The organism is Saccharopolyspora sp. NPDC002686, from assembly GCF_040295745.1.
GTDB lineage: Bacteria > Actinomycetota > Actinomycetes > Mycobacteriales > Pseudonocardiaceae > Saccharopolyspora > Saccharopolyspora oryzae.
On sequence record NZ_JBEOVY010000057.1, the window covers coordinates 1 to 13680 of the forward strand.

12 protein-coding genes are annotated in these 13680 nt (G+C 69.1%); 2 read left to right on the forward strand and 10 right to left on the reverse strand.

Translation table 11 applies throughout. The annotated features are described in order from the left end of the window. The coding region (locus tag ABTZ89_RS38935) for a DUF397 domain-containing protein (protein WP_502949530.1) at positions 1-462 on the forward strand (462 nt) is incomplete at its 5' end. Between the two features lie 60 nt (positions 463-522). On the opposite strand, the gene ABTZ89_RS10380 is transcribed toward ABTZ89_RS38935, so the two are convergent. The 7 genes from ABTZ89_RS10380 to ABTZ89_RS10410 all read right to left on the reverse strand — a co-directional run bounded on the left by ABTZ89_RS10380 (position 523) and on the right by ABTZ89_RS10410 (position 9106). Next, on the reverse strand, positions 523-1524 hold the full coding sequence (locus ABTZ89_RS10380; RefSeq protein WP_351042601.1) for an ABC transporter ATP-binding protein: 1002 nt from the start codon (positions 1522-1524) through the stop codon (positions 523-525). Next, entirely contained in the window at positions 1517-2527 is a 1011-nt protein-coding gene (locus ABTZ89_RS10385; protein WP_502949531.1) for an ABC transporter ATP-binding protein, read from the reverse strand. Before ABTZ89_RS10385 ends, ABTZ89_RS10380 begins: the two co-directional genes overlap by 8 nt. Positions 2528-2538: 11 nt before the next feature. Further along, complete coding sequence (locus ABTZ89_RS10390) at positions 2539-3498, reverse strand: ABC transporter permease (RefSeq protein WP_351042604.1); 960 nt, start codon at positions 3496-3498, stop codon at positions 2539-2541. Then, positions 3491-4417 (reverse strand): ABC transporter permease, encoded by a 927-nt coding sequence (locus ABTZ89_RS10395; RefSeq protein WP_351042607.1) that lies wholly within the window; start codon positions 4415-4417, stop codon positions 3491-3493. The genes ABTZ89_RS10390 and ABTZ89_RS10395 overlap by 8 nt, the downstream gene beginning before the upstream one ends. 68 nt (positions 4418-4485) lie before the next feature. Then, positions 4486-6117, reverse strand: a complete 1632-nt coding sequence (locus ABTZ89_RS10400; protein WP_351042610.1) for a peptide ABC transporter substrate-binding protein — start codon at positions 6115-6117, stop codon at positions 4486-4488. Positions 6118-6322: 205 nt separating this feature from the next. Beyond that, positions 6323-7276, reverse strand: coding sequence for a Ppx/GppA phosphatase family protein (locus ABTZ89_RS10405; RefSeq protein WP_351042613.1), 954 nt, complete (start codon positions 7274-7276; stop codon positions 6323-6325). Positions 7277-7366: 90 nt separating this feature from the next. After that, positions 7367-9106 (reverse strand): lytic transglycosylase domain-containing protein, encoded by a 1740-nt coding sequence (locus tag ABTZ89_RS10410; RefSeq protein WP_351042616.1) that lies wholly within the window; start codon positions 9104-9106, stop codon positions 7367-7369. A gap of 252 nt (positions 9107-9358) precedes the next feature. On the opposite strand from ABTZ89_RS10410, the gene ABTZ89_RS10415 reads away from it, so the two are divergent. Beyond that, entirely contained in the window at positions 9359-10972 is a 1614-nt protein-coding gene (locus ABTZ89_RS10415) for an acyl-CoA dehydrogenase family protein (protein ID WP_351042619.1), read from the forward strand. 314 nt (positions 10973-11286) lie between these two features. Here ABTZ89_RS10415 and ABTZ89_RS10420 read toward each other — a convergent pair whose 3' ends face one another. From ABTZ89_RS10420 to eno, 3 genes are read right to left on the reverse strand one after another with little or no spacing between them, the layout of a single operon-like run. After that, a complete protein-coding gene (locus tag ABTZ89_RS10420; protein ID WP_270949327.1) occupies positions 11287-11787 on the reverse strand; it encodes a DUF501 domain-containing protein in 501 nt (166 codons plus the stop codon). Positions 11788-11789: 2 nt separating this feature from the next. Then, a complete protein-coding gene (locus ABTZ89_RS10425; protein WP_270949314.1) occupies positions 11790-12329 on the reverse strand; it encodes an FtsB family cell division protein in 540 nt (179 codons plus the stop codon). Between the two features lie 3 nt (positions 12330-12332). Then, the gene (gene eno / locus ABTZ89_RS10430) at positions 12333-13619 is read right to left on the reverse strand and encodes a phosphopyruvate hydratase (protein ID WP_270949313.1); all 1287 of its coding nucleotides are present in this window, start codon (positions 13617-13619) and stop codon (positions 12333-12335) included. Positions 13620-13680: the final 61 nt, after the last annotated feature.

Here is a 13680-nt window from a genome sequence, read left to right on the forward strand (position 1 = left end):
AGTGTTCGAACACTGTTACGCACTCACGACCACCGGGCGCTGATCCGCACCCAGCAGTCCATGCAGGTGTCCTGGTCGATCCACTCCGACTTCGGCTTCAGCGACACTCCGCTCGGCGGGCACGTCATCGAAGACGCCGACGACGTCGCCGCGCTGCGCTACTTGTTCGACGAGCTTCGGGCGTTGTCGCTCTCTGCACCCGATACGGTGACATTGCTGCACCAGATCCTGGCGCAGTACGAGCACCGAGGAGGTGAGGACGTGCACGAGCTCTCCCGCGCACAATGGCGGAAGTCCAGCCGCTCGGCCAGCGGCGGTGAATGCGTCGAGGTCGCTCTGAACATCCCCGGCGTCGCCGCGATCCGTGACTCGAAAGATCCGAACGGCCCGGCATTCGTCGTCGAATCAGACGCTTGGTCGAGCTTCTTAGCCACCGTCAAGGACGGTGTGCTCGATCGGTGAACGAGCGAAGGGCCCCTCCGACCACCGGCCGGAGGGGCCCTTCTCCTTGTCAGGTCTTCGTCAGGACACCACGTGGGGGCGTTCTTCTGCGAAGTGGCAGGCCGAGGGGTGGTCGCCGAGGCGGACCTCCAGCTGGGGGACCTCCTCCGCGCAGCGGTCCTGGGCCTTCCAGCAGCGGGTGCGGAAGCGGCAGCCCGAGGGCGGGTTCGCCGGGCTCGGGACGTCGCCGGTCAGGCGGATGACCTCGCGCTTGCCGCGCAGGGTCGGGTCCGGGACCGGCACCGAGGACAGCAGCGCCTGCGTGTACGGGTGCTGCGGGTGCTCGTAGATCTGCTCGTCCGTGCCGATCTCGACGATCTTGCCGAGGTACATCACCGCCACCCGGTCCGACAGGTGGCGGACCACCCCGAGGTCGTGGGCGATGAACACGTACGACAGGCCGAACTCCTGCTGGAGGTCTCCGAGCAGGTTCATCACCTGCGCCTGGATGGAGACGTCCAGCGCGGACACCGGCTCGTCGCAGACGATCACCTTCGGCCGCAGCGCCAGCGCCCGGGCGATGCCGATGCGCTGCCGCTGACCACCCGAGAACTGGTGCGGGTAGCGCTGGATGTGCTCGGGGTTGAGCCCCACGACTTCCAGCAGTTCCTGCACCTTGCGCCGCCGCTCGCCCTTCGGGGCCACCTCCGGGTGAATCTCGAACGGCTCGCCGACGATGTCGCCGACGGTGCGACGCGGGTTCAGCGAGGTGTACGGGTCCTGCAGCACGATCTGCATGTCTCGCCGCAGCTTGCGCAGCTCGGCCCCGTGCATCTTGAACATGTCGCGGCCCTCGAACAGCGCGCTGCCGCTGGTCGGCTTCTCCAGCCGCATCAGCACCTGCGCCAGGGTCGACTTGCCGCAGCCGGACTCGCCGACCACGCCGAGGGTTTCGCCCTTGTGCAGGTCGAACGACACGCCGTCGACTGCCCGCACCTGGCCGATGGTGCGCTTGAACAGCACGCCCTGCGTCACCGGGAAGTGCTTGACCAGGTCCTTCACCTGGAGGATCGGCTCAGCCACGGCTCATCAACTCCTCCGCGAAGTGGCAGGCACTGGTCCGGCCCAAGCCCAGGTTGTGGTGGGCCGGGACCTCGGCGCTGCAGCGTTCCTCGGCGCGCGGGCAGCGCGGGTGGAACGGGCAGCCCGACGGCACCTTCAGCAGGTTCGGCGGCAAGCCCTTGATCGTCTCCAGCTCCTGCCCCTTGAGGTCCAGCCGCGGAATCGACCGCATCAGGCCCTCGGTGTAGGGGTGGCCCGGCTGCTTGTACAGCGAGTACGCGTCGGAGGACTCCACGATCCGCCCCGCGTACATCACCACGATCCGGTCCGCGACCTCGGCGACCACGCCCAGGTCGTGGGTGATCAGGATCAGGCCCATGCCGCGCTCGCGGCGCAGCTCGTCGAGCAGGTCCATGATCTGCGCCTGCACCGTGACGTCCAGCGCGGTGGTCGGCTCGTCGGCGATGAGCAGGTCCGGGTCCAGCGCCAGCGACATCGCGATCATCGCGCGCTGCCGCATGCCGCCGGAGAACTGGTGCGGGTACTCCTTCACGCGCTGCTTGGCGTTCGGGATCTTCACCTGGTCCAGCAGTTCGACGGCCTGCTTCATGGCCTCCCTGCGGGACATGCCGCGGCGCATCCGCAGCTGCTCGGCGATCTGGAACCCGACCGTGTAGACCGGGTTCAGCGCCGACAGCGCGTCCTGGAAGATCATCGCCATCGACTCGCCGCGCAGCTCGCGCCGCCGGCTGTCGCTGGCCGCGAGCACGTCCTCTCCGCGGTAGCGGATCGAACCACCGGTGATCACACCCGGCGGCATGTCCAGGATGCCCATGATGGTCTGGGCGGTGACGCTCTTGCCGGAGCCGGATTCGCCCAGCACCGCAAGCGTCTCACCGGCGTCGACGTGGTAGTTGACGCCGTTGAGGACCTTGGCCACCCCGTCCCGGGTGCGGAACTCCACGTGCAGGTCCTCGACCTCCAGCAGGCGCTCCGCCGAGTCCTTTTCGTCCACAGTAGACAAAGCGGTTTCTCCTACTTCTGCTTCGGGTCGAGCGCGTCGCGGACGGCATCACCGAGCATCACGAACGCCAGCACGGTGACCACCAGGAACGCCGCCGGGAACGCCAGCAGGTGCGGGGAGGTCTGGATGTACTGGCGGGAGTCGGCGATCATCACGCCCCACGACACCACCGGGGACCGCAGCCCCAGCCCGAGGAACGACAGCGTCGCCTCGACGGCGATGAACGCGCCGAGCGCGATCGTGGCGTACACCAGGACCGGCGCCAGGCAGTTCGGCAGCAGGTGCTTCATGATGATCCGGCCCGACCCCGCGCCCAGGGCGCGCGCCGCCTTGACGTAGTCCTGGCTGCGCGCCGAGATCGCCGCCGACCGCATGATCCGCATCGAGATCGGCCAGGACAGCAGCGAGATCGACAGGATCACCAGCGAGGTGATCTTGACCGCGTCGGGCGCCTCGGTGGCCGGGTTCAGCGTGGTCAGGATGACGATCGCGCCGAGCACGAACGGCAGGCCCATGAAGATCTCGCCGAACCGGGACAGCAGGCTGTCCAGCCAGCCGCCGTAGTACCCGGCGATCAGACCGAACACCGAACCGATCAGGACCGTCAGCGCCGTCGCCAGCACACCGACGACGATCGACGCGCGAACGCCGTAGATGGCGCGGGCGTAGATGTCGCGGCCTTGCGTGTCGTAGCCGAACCAGGCCTCGGCCGACGGCTTCTGCCAGGCTCGGGACAGGTCCCCGTGGGTGGGGTCCACCGAGGTGAACAGCTGGGGGAACGCGGCCATCACCAGCAGCACGAAGATGATCCCCATCGAGATCAGGAAGGTCGGCCGCCGGCGCAGGTCGCGCCACGCATCGCCCCACAGACCGCGCGGCTTCTCGAGCTTGGCGGCGGCCTTGGCCACTGCGGCCTCGGAACCGGACGGAGCCGGATCCGAAGCCAGACTGGAAGTGCTTTGTTCAGTCATATCGGATCCTCGGGTCGAGAACCGCGTAGAGCATGTCCACGAGCAGGTTCATCAGCAGGTACACCAGGACCAGCAGGGTCACGATGCCGACCACCGTGGTGCCTTCCTTGGTGAGGATGGCCTTGTAGACCAGCCCGCCGATGCCCCGGATGTTGAAGATGCCCTCGGTGACGATGGCGCCGCCCATCAGCGCGCCGAGCTCGGTGCCCAGGAAGGTGATCACCGGGATCAGCGAGTTGCGCAGCAGGTGCACGCCGACGACCCGCCTGGGCTCGAGGCCCTTGGACACCGCGGTGCGCACGTAGTCGGCGCGCTTGTTCTCCATCAGGCTGGTGCGGGTCAACCGGGCGACGTAGGCCATCGACGTGCTGCCCAGCACGAAGCCCGGCACGATCAGCTCGCCCCAGGTGGCCTGCGAGCTCACGCTCGGCCGGATGATGCCGAGCTCGGTGCCCAGCACGACCTGCAGGATGAAGCCGGTGACGAACACCGGCAGCGAAATCAGGAACAGGGTCGACATCAGGACGAGGTTGTCCAGGAACCCGCGCCCGCGCAGACCGGTCAGGACGCCGGCGATGATGCCGATCAACGCGGCGAAGGCCAGCGCCACGATCGACAGGCGCAGGGTGATCGGGTACGCATCGGCCACCAGCTGGTTGACCGGGATACCTGAGAAGGTCTCACCGAAGTCGCCCTGGAAGATCTGTCCCAGGTACTTGAAGTACTGAACGATCACGGGGTCGTTCAGGTTGTACTTCTCGGTCATCTCCGCGATGTACGCGGGCGGGCACGGCCGGTCCCCGCAGCGGCCGGCGAACGGATCGCCGGGCAACGCCCAGATGAGGGCGTAGATGATGAACGTGGTCCCGATGAATACCGGGATCAGCTGCAGCAGCCGCCGCAGCACGTAGCGTCCCACGTGAACCTCCTCCAGGACGCAAGCCGGGCCCGGCCCAAACTGGTCGGGCCGGACCCGGACTTACCCGATCAGGACTTCAGCTTGACTGTCTTGAAGTTCAGCATGCGGTCAAAGGTCACCGTCGCACCTTCGAGCCGGTCGGACCAGCCGACGGAGGCCTTCTGGTTCCAAAGCGGGATGGACGGCATGTCCTTGGCCAGGATCTTCTCGGCCTCGTTGTAGAGCTTGTTGGCCTCGTCCTCGGTGGGAGCCTGGTCGGCGCGGTTCATCGCCTGGTCGAACTCGGGGCTGGAGTAGCGCATGTAGTTCGACGACGCGTTGGTCCGGTAGACCTTGCCCAGGAAGGTCTCGGCCGCCGGGTAGTCACCCAACCAGCCGAAGCGGAACGGCCCGTTGTGCGCGTTCTCGTCGTGCATCTTCAGGAACTCGGAGAACGTCGGCACCGGGTTGAAGGTGCAGTCCACGCCCAGGTTGTTCTTGAACTGGCCGCAGATCGCCTCGATCCACTCCTTGTGCCCACCATCGGAGTTCGAGGTGATGTTGATCGGGCCCTTGAAGCCGGTCTCGGCCAGCAGCTGCTTGGCCTTCTCCGGGTTGAACTCGCAGTACTCGCCGCAGCCACCGGCCGGGTAACCCGGGATGGCGTCGGCGACGACCCAGCCGGTGGCCGGCTCGTAGCTGTTCTGGAAGACCGTCGAGGTGATCTGCTTGCGGTCGATCGCCATCGACAGGGCCTGCCGGACCTTCGGGTCCTTGTACTGCGGGTCGTACAGCGGGACCTGGAGCGCGTTGTTGCTCAGGATCGGCTTGGCCTCACCGCGGTCCTGCAGGTCGGTCTTCCACTTGTCGCCGACCATCGCCGACGGCGGCAGCTGGTCGATGAAGTCGAGGTTGCCCGACACCACGTCCTGGTAGGCGGTCTCCAGCTCGTTGTAGATCCGGAACTCGATGCCGTTGATCTGCGGCTTGTCCCGGCCCGCGTACTGGTCGTACTTGGTGAGCTTGATGAACGCGTTCGGCTGCCGCGAGTCGAACTTGAACGGCCCGTTGCCGATCGGGTGCTCCTCGAAGGCCTTCGGGTCCTTGAAGAAGCTCTCCGGCAGCGGCATGAACGCCGTGTAGCCGAGCATCGTCGGGAAGGTGGTGAACGGCGCGTCGAGGGTGACCTCGAAGTTCAGCGGGTCGATCACCTTCAGGCCGGACATCTCCTTGGCCGCCGGCGGCGGCCCGGAAGCGGCCTCGGTGTCCTCGCCGCCGCTCGGGTTGACGTCCCGGAAGCCCTGGATGTGGTCGAAGAAGGACGCTGCGGACTGGCCGTTCGGCGCGTAGGCGGCGTAGTTCCAGGCCTTGACGAAGCTCTCCGAGGTGACCGGGCTGCCGTCCTGGAAGGTCCAGCCCGGCTTGAGCTTGATCTTGTAGACCTTGTGGTCGGTCGTGTCGATCGACTCGGCGACCTCGTTGTACGGCTCGGTCGTCTTCTCGTCGTACGCCACCAGGCCGCTGAACATCATCTTCAGCACGTTGCCGCCACCGGTCTCGGTGGTGTTGCTCGGCACCAGCGGGTTCTCAGGCTCGGTGTGGTTGACCGACACGATGCCGTCCTCGGCACCACCACCGCCGCCACCGCCGCCGCACCCGCTGGCGAGCAAACCCACCGCCAGCGGGGCCGCGACCCAGGCGACCAAGCGTCGTTTCCGCATTTACCGTCCTCCTGTTTCCACGCGTGCTCGGAAGTCGCCTTCCCAGACATCACGCGCGGCGGAACATTCACCGCCGCGTCAGACGAGCGTAAACATAAAGGAGAACCACATCACGGCGATGCACTGTCACAAAGCCGTCACTTTCTGATTCGATACAGCTGATCTATCACCCGAAGGTTGGAATCGGACTTCCACATCGTGAGAACTAGCTGATAGACAGCGCTATACCGTCCAGAATGTCGTGCTCACTGACAGTCACGCCGGTGACCCCCGCGCGCTCCGCCAATTCGTCCGCGAGAACCTTCGTCACCAGCGCGCCACCACCGATCACATCCACTCGACCAGGGTGCATCGAACCGATTGCGGCGCGTTCGTCATGCGACATCCCGAGCAGTTCCTCGGTGATTCGCTCAATCCTATTGTGGGAAATACGGGAAAGATGAATGGCGGCTGGATCGTATTCCGGGAGGTCCTGCGCGATCGCGGACAGCGTGGTGGCCGTTCCCGCCACCGCGACCCACGTCTTGACGCCCGAGCAGTCCACCGCGGCGAAGGCCTCGTCGAGCACCTGCCGGGCCACCTTCTCGGCCTCCCGCACCTCCTCGTCGGTGGGCGGATCGCTGTGCAGGCAGCGCTCGGTCAGCCGCACGCAGCCCACGTCGGCCGAGTACGCGGCCGCGATGTCGGCGCTCGCACCGTCCCAGGTGCCCACCACGACCTCGCTGGAGCCGCCACCGACGTCGGTGACCGCGAACGGGCCGTCCAGCGGGTCCAGGTCGCCGACCGCGCCGGTGAACGACAGCCGGGCCTCCTCGTCGCCGCTGATCACCTCGGCGTCGACGCCCAGGGTCTCCCGGACCATGGAGAAGAAGTCCTCGCGGTTGGACGCATCGCGGGTCGCCGAGGTCGCGACCATCCGGATCCGCTCGACGCCCTTGCGCACGGCGATCCGCGCGTAGACCTCCAACGCCGCCTTGGTCCGCGCCAGCGCCTCGTCGGCGAGCCGCCCGGTGGCGTCCACGCCCTGCCCGAGGCGGACGATCCGCATCTCGCGGTGCACGTCGCGCAGATCGCGCCGACCGTCCTCGTGCACCGTCACATCGGCTACCAGCAAACGGATCGAGTTCGTCCCGCAGTCGATCGCCGCCACCCGTGACATCTGCGTCCTCCTCCGCTTCGCGCAGCCCTCGCGGTCAACGCTACTTGCCCCGAGCAACCGCTCCGAGCCCCGCCCGCGGGGGTGTGAAACTCAGCGCGGAGAAGTGGGAATTCCCGTTGTGCAGGTCCCGATGACGCCCGGCTCACCGGTCGGGACGTAGACCTCCTGGCCCGGCGCGAGGGTCGTCGGATCGGTGGTTCCCGGCTGGATCTCGGTGCCCGGCAGCGGCTGCGAAGCGGAGAACTCGCCGCGGCCGAGAACGGCCGGATCGCAGGTTCCGAGCGGCTCGATCCGCGCCGGAGCGGGGTCGCCCGTTTCGGGCAACGGCGGCGGAGGCCCGGTGACGGACGGTGGCGTCGGCTGAGCGCCGCCGGCGGGCGCTGGAGGGGTCTCCGGAGCCGGTGGCGCGGGAGGCGGCGGAGGGGTTTCCGGCTTGATCCCGGAGGCCGGGTTCTCCGGCTGCGGCGGAGCCGGCGGAGGGTTCTCCGACGGCGGCGCGGCGGGTGCCGGGGACGGCGTCGGCGCGGGCGCCGGGGCGGGCGCGGGCGCATCCGAGGGCGGGGCGCCAGGTTGCGTACCGGGTGCCGGCGTTTCCGGCTTCGACTCCGGCGGCCGGACCTCCGTCGGTTCCTCCGGCTTCGCGTCGGACGGCGGCGGCGCGGACGTACCCGGCTGAGTCGTACCCGGCTGCGTTGGACTCGGCTGGGTCGGACTCGGCTGGGTCGAGCCGGGTTCGGCCGGGCCGGTCGGGCTCGGCGACGGGGTCAGGTTCGGCGGCGTCGGTTCCGTGACCGACGGCGGCGCGACGCTCACCTCGCCGGGCTCGTGCGGCAACGCTCCACTGGCGACCGGCGGCAGCTCCCCTGGCGGAGTCGAGGGCGCTGCGGATTCCGTCGGCGGCGGTTGTGCAGCAGACGGCGCCGGTGCCGGCACCTCAGGCATGGCCAGCACTGCGGGACCGTCCGGCAAGCGCTCGCCTGCCAGCACGTCGTCGACCGCGGGCGAGAGCTCCGACGGGGTCGGCAGCGCGCCGTTCGCGTAGGCCGTCGCCCAGATCAGCACCGTGCGCACGTAGCTCTCTGAGTGGTTGTAGCGGAACACCGCCGTCGCGAGGTCGCGAGGATTGCGCAGGTCGCCGCCTGAGCTGCACAGGTACTGCCCCGCTGCTGCGGCGGCGTCGTGCACGTTGTGCGGGCTGGCGACCCCGTCGCGGTTGCCGTCCACCGCGAACTTCCGCCAGGTCGACGGGATGAACTGCATCGGCCCGACCGCCCGGTCCCACACCGGATCGCCGTCGAGCGCGCCGCCGTCGGTGTCCAGGATCGCCGCGACCCCGGGTCCTCCGGACAGCCGGGGCCCGAGGATCGCGCGGGGCGTCGTGCCCAGCACGTCGACGCTGCCGGAGCGGGCGTGGCCCGATTCGATGCGGCCGATCGACGCCAGCACCGACCAGTGCAGCCCGCAACCCGGATTGCGCTGGTCCTCCAGGTCGGCGGCCTGCCGGTAGGCGTTGAGCACGGTGTCCGGGATGCCGAGCGTCCCGCTGGGCAGGTCCAGGCTCCGGCCGGAACCGCTGGCCAGCTCTTTCGGATCGCCTGCCTGACCGAGCAGGTCCTTGCTTGGCTTCTTGGCCTGCGGCAGGTTCCCGGTGACGCCCAGCTCCCGCAGATCGGTCCTCCCCGGTGGGGCCTGCGGCGCCGCCAGGAAGGAGCTCGACGCCCCGAACAGCGTCACCGGGAGCAGCAGCGCAGGGGTCAGCGCGGTGACCGCGACCCACCTCCGCGCCCGGTTCCTGGACTCCCCGCTGATGAGCGGAGCCGTTTTCCACATGTGCTTTCCGTGGCGCTTGTTGCGAGCCGTCACTAGTCCATCCCCCGACCTGGACCGTTCACCCCGAAATTCGGATGGCCTCCTGGATACACCACCGGGTGGACGATCGCCGGGTGGCGAGCCCGGACGTCACCCGTCCGTTGGGCCCCGACTCGGCCGGTGACGCCTCGGGCCTGCGCCGGACTGCTCCGTCCGGGCGGTGCGATCCGCCGATCTCCCGCTCACCGGGCCGGAACTGCCTACTCTCCGGTCATGACGGTCATCCACGAGCCGGCCGCGTTCGGCACCCACCAGGTGGAGAACCAGCCACCGCCGCTGTCCGGGTTCGACCCGCTGGCCTGCGATCCGGCGCTGGGCTCGGCGCTGACCCGCTACGCCGTCGGCGACCTCACCGGGCTGGCCAGGGAGGCCGGTTCGGAGGAGGCGCGGGAGCACGGTCGGCTCGCCAACGAGCACCCGCCGCAGCTGCGCACCCACGACCGCTACGGGAACCGGATCGACGAGGTCGAGTTCCACCCGTCCTGGCACTGGCTGATGTCGCGCGCCATCGCGCACGGGCTGCACGCCGCGCCGTGGACGCAGGGCCCCGGTGCACACCTGCGCCGAGCTGCCGGTTTCTACCTGTGGTCGCAGGTCGAGCCCGGGCACAGCTGTCCGATCTCGATGACGTACTCGGCGGTGCCCGCGCTGCGCTACAACCCGGAGCTGGCCGCCGAGTACGTGCCGAAGCTCGCCGCGACGGGCTACGAGTTCGGGCTGCGGCCGCCCGCGGAGAAGTCGGCGCTGCTGGCGGGCATGTCGATGACCGAGAAGCAGGGCGGCTCGGACGTGCGCGCCAACACCACGACCGCCGAGCGGCTCGCCGACGGCACCTACCGGCTCGTCGGGCACAAGTGGTTCACCTCGGCGCCGATGAACGACGTGTTCCTGACCTTGGCGCAGACGCCCGGCGGGTTGAGCTGCTTCCTGGTGCCGCGGGTGCTGCCGGACGGCAGCCGCAACGGGATCCGGTTGCAGCGGCTGAAGGACAAGCTGGGCAACAAGTCCAACGCCTCGGCGGAGATCGAGTACACCGGCGCGATCGGCCACCTGATCGGCGAGGAGGGCCGCGGCGTCCGCTGCATCATCGAGATGGTGTCGATGACCAGGCTGGACTGCGTGCTGGGCTCGGCCGCCAACATCCGTATCGCGCTGTCCGAAGCGGCCCACCACGTCCAGCACCGCAGCGCCTTCGGCGAACGCCTGGTGGACCTCCCGCTGATGCAGAACGTGCTGGCCGACCTGGCGCTGGAGTCCGAGGCGGCGACGACGCTGGCGATGCGCCTGGCCGCGGCGGTCGAGCAGGGCGAGCACGACCTGCTGCGCCTGGCGCTGCCCGCGGCGAAGTTCTACGTCTGCAAGCGCGCGCCCGCCGTGGTCGCGGAAGCCCTGGAATGCCTGGGCGGCAACGGTTACGTCGAGGAATCCGGCATGCCCCGCCTGTACCGCGAGGCACCGCTGATGTCGATCTGGGAGGGCTCGGGCAACGTGACGGCCCTGGACCTCATCCGCGCCCTGGCGAAACAACCGTCCACAAGGGACGCACTGGAAGCGGAACTGGCCGCGGCGTCCGGCGCGAACTCCCACTACGACGCGGCCCTGCACCGCCTCCGGACCGAGCTGGACTCCCCGGCCCCGGAACGAGCCCGAGCCCTGGCCGAGCTCCTGGCCCTCACGCTCCAGACCTCACTGCTCCTCCGCCACGCGCCGACCCACGTCGCGGAGTCCTTCGCGACAACCCGCCTGGGCCCGGCAACCCGGACCTTCGGCGCAACCCCGATCCCCAACCCGAGAACCCTGGTGGACCGCATCGCCCCAACCCGCTGAGTCCCACCGGAGACCACAGTTTCAATCGAAACTGTGATCCGCCGTGCCTGGGTTCCACAGTTTCAATTGAAACTGCGGTTTCAACTTGACAACCCGCACCCTCCGGGTCCAGGTGCTGCCCACCAACAGAACGTGCGGTCCACCGGCGTGTCGGGACCCGACACACCGGCGCATGTGGACAGGTCGTCCGGCCTGTGGAGAACTCCCGCAAATTCAATGGAAATCAGACGTCTGATTTCCATTGAATTTGCGGACCGCCGAAGGCCGCGGAACGAGGGGCGGGGCGTCGGAGGTCCGAACAGGACGGTCCGGGGTCAGCGGTTGAGCAAGTAGCGGTGTTCGGGCCAGCGCTCGGCGATGAGGTCGATCGCCTCGTCGCCGAAGGGGTTCACGCCGGGGCCCTTGGCCAGGGCGTGGGCGATGTGCACGTGGAGGCACTTCACGCGGTCCGGCATGCCCCCCGCGCTGACCTCGGTGCCCAGGGACTCCAGCGCGTTGCGCTCCGCCAGGTAGGAGTCGTGCGCCCGGCTGTAGTGCGCCGCCAGCTCCTCGTCGGTGGCCAAGCGGTCCTGCATCTCGCGCATCAGGCCTTCGGCCTCGAAGGTCGAGGCGTGCGCGGTGAGCTGCGGGGAGGTCAAGTAGTACAGCGTCGGGAAGGGGGTGCCGTCCTCCAGCCGCGGCCAGGTCTGCACCACGGTCGGCTCACCCGCCGCGTCGCGCGCCGCGATGGCGTGCAGCCCGCGCGGCGGACGCCCCAGCTGTCGCCGGATGCACTCCCGGTCGGCGTCGCTGATCACCGGCGCACCCGAGTTCAACGTCAAGATCCCTTCCCCACAACAGAATTCCAGAGCTCTTCGTACCACGGCAGTCCGCTGTCGGCGGATTCCGCGGGAGGCGGTGGCGGAGCCGGCGCGATGGGCGCCTCCACGATGTAGGGCGTCTCGCCGGGCCGGACGTACCCGAACCTGGCCCGCGCCTCGGCCTCCAGCTGGGCCGGGTCGGAGAGCTCTTCCTTGCGCTTCTCCAGATCGCTGACCTGCTGCTGCAGCTCAGTTCGCTGCTGCTCCTGCGCAGCCAGGTCGGCGCGCTGGCTCATGTACGTGCGCAGCGGCACCGAAACGCTCAGCGCCATCACGCAGAACAGCATGGCCAGGCCCGCCGCCCGACGCGTCGAGGAGAGCTTGAAAGCTCCCCCGGTGCCGGGCCGGGAGCGCGGCCGGGACGACGTCTGCCGCCCCGGCCGCTTACCGGTGCTCTTGCCCCGGCTGGCGTTGCGGCGGGCGCGCTCGGCCCGGCGCTGAGCCGGGGTCTCCCCCTGGCTGCGCCGCCGCGGATCCGATGCGCGCCCGACCGGCATGGCTCAGCTCTCCGGGGTGAACCGCGGGAAGGCCAGCTCGCCCGCGTACCGGGCCGCGTCGCCGAGGGCTTCCTCGATGCGCAGCAGCTGGTTGTACTTGGCGACCCGCTCGCTGCGGGCGGGGGCACCGGTCTTGATCTGACCGCAGCCGGTGGCCACCGCCAGGTCGGCGATCGTGGTGTCCTCGGTCTCGCCGGAGCGGTGGCTCATCATGCTCTTGTAGCCGCACGAGGTGGCCAGGTTGACCGCGTCCAGGGTCTCCGACAGGGTGCCGATCTGGTTGACCTTGACCAGCAGCGCGTTGGCCGCGCCCCGCGAGATGCCCTCGTCCAGGCGCTCCGGGTTGGTCACGAACAGGTCGTCGCCGACCAGCTGGACCTGGTCGCCGACCTGCTCGGTCAGGCTGGTCCAGCCGTCCCAGTCGTCCTCGGACAGCGGGTCCTCGATGGAGACCAGCGGGTAGGCGCCGATGAGCTCCTGGTAGTACGCCGCCATCTGGTCCGCGGTGCGCTTGGCGCCCTCGAAGTTGTAGGCGCCGTCGGAGTAGAACTCGGTGGCGGCGACGTCGAGCGCCAGCACGATGTCGCGGCCCAGCTTGTAACCGGCCTTCTCCACCGCGGAGGCGATCAGGTCCAGCGCCTCGCGGTTGTTCGGCAGGTCGGGGGCGAAACCGCCCTCGTCGCCCAGCCCGGTGGCCAGGCCCTTGGCCTTGAGCACCGACTTCAGCGCGTGGTAGGTCTCCGCGCCCCAGCGCAGCGCCTCCGAGAAGGTGTCCGCACCGACCGGCGCGATCATGAACTCCTGGATGTCGACGCCGGTGTCGGCGTGCGCGCCACCGTTGAGGATGTTCATCATCGGGACCGGCAGCACGTGCGCGTTCGGTCCGCCGACGTAGCGGAACAGCTCCAGACCCGAGGTCTCCGCGGCGGCCTTGGCCACCGCCAGCGAGACGCCCAGGATCGCGTTGGCACCCAGCCGGGACTTGTCCGGCGTGCCGTCCAGGTCGACCAGCTTCTGGTCGACGACGCGCTGCTCGGTGGCGTCCAACCCGACCAGTTCCGGCCCGATCTCGTCCAGCACCAGGGCGACCGCGTTCTCCACGCCCTTGCCGCCGTAGCGACCGGCGTCGCCGTCGCGCAGCTCGACGGCCTCGTGCTCACCGGTCGAAGCGCCCGACGGGACCGCTGCGCGGCTGAGCGTGCCGTCCTCCAATGCCACCTCGACCTCGACGGTGGGGTTACCGCGGGAGTCCAGGATCTCGCGGGCACCGACCTGCTCGATGATCGCCACGTGTGCTCCTAACCAGCCTTTGAACTATGGACGAAGCGGACCGCCGCGGCGTTCCCGCGCG

Excerpts from the sequence above, each read along its gene's own strand:
- ABTZ89_RS10415 (WP_351042619.1), top strand. The coding sequence starts at position 9,359 with ATGACGGTCATCCACGAGCCGGCCGCGTTCGGCACCCACCAGGTGGAG.
- ABTZ89_RS10405 (WP_351042613.1), bottom strand. The coding sequence starts at position 7,276 with ATGTCACGGGTGGCGGCGATCGACTGCGGGACGAACTCGATCCGTTTG.
- ABTZ89_RS10390 (WP_351042604.1), bottom strand. The coding sequence starts at position 3,498 with ATGACTGAACAAAGCACTTCCAGTCTGGCTTCGGATCCGGCTCCGTCC.
- ABTZ89_RS10410 (WP_351042616.1), bottom strand. The coding sequence starts at position 9,106 with ATGTGGAAAACGGCTCCGCTCATCAGCGGGGAGTCCAGGAACCGGGCG.
- ABTZ89_RS10425 (WP_270949314.1), bottom strand. The coding sequence starts at position 12,329 with ATGCCGGTCGGGCGCGCATCGGATCCGCGGCGGCGCAGCCAGGGGGAG.
- ABTZ89_RS10400 (WP_351042610.1), bottom strand. The coding sequence starts at position 6,117 with ATGCGGAAACGACGCTTGGTCGCCTGGGTCGCGGCCCCGCTGGCGGTG.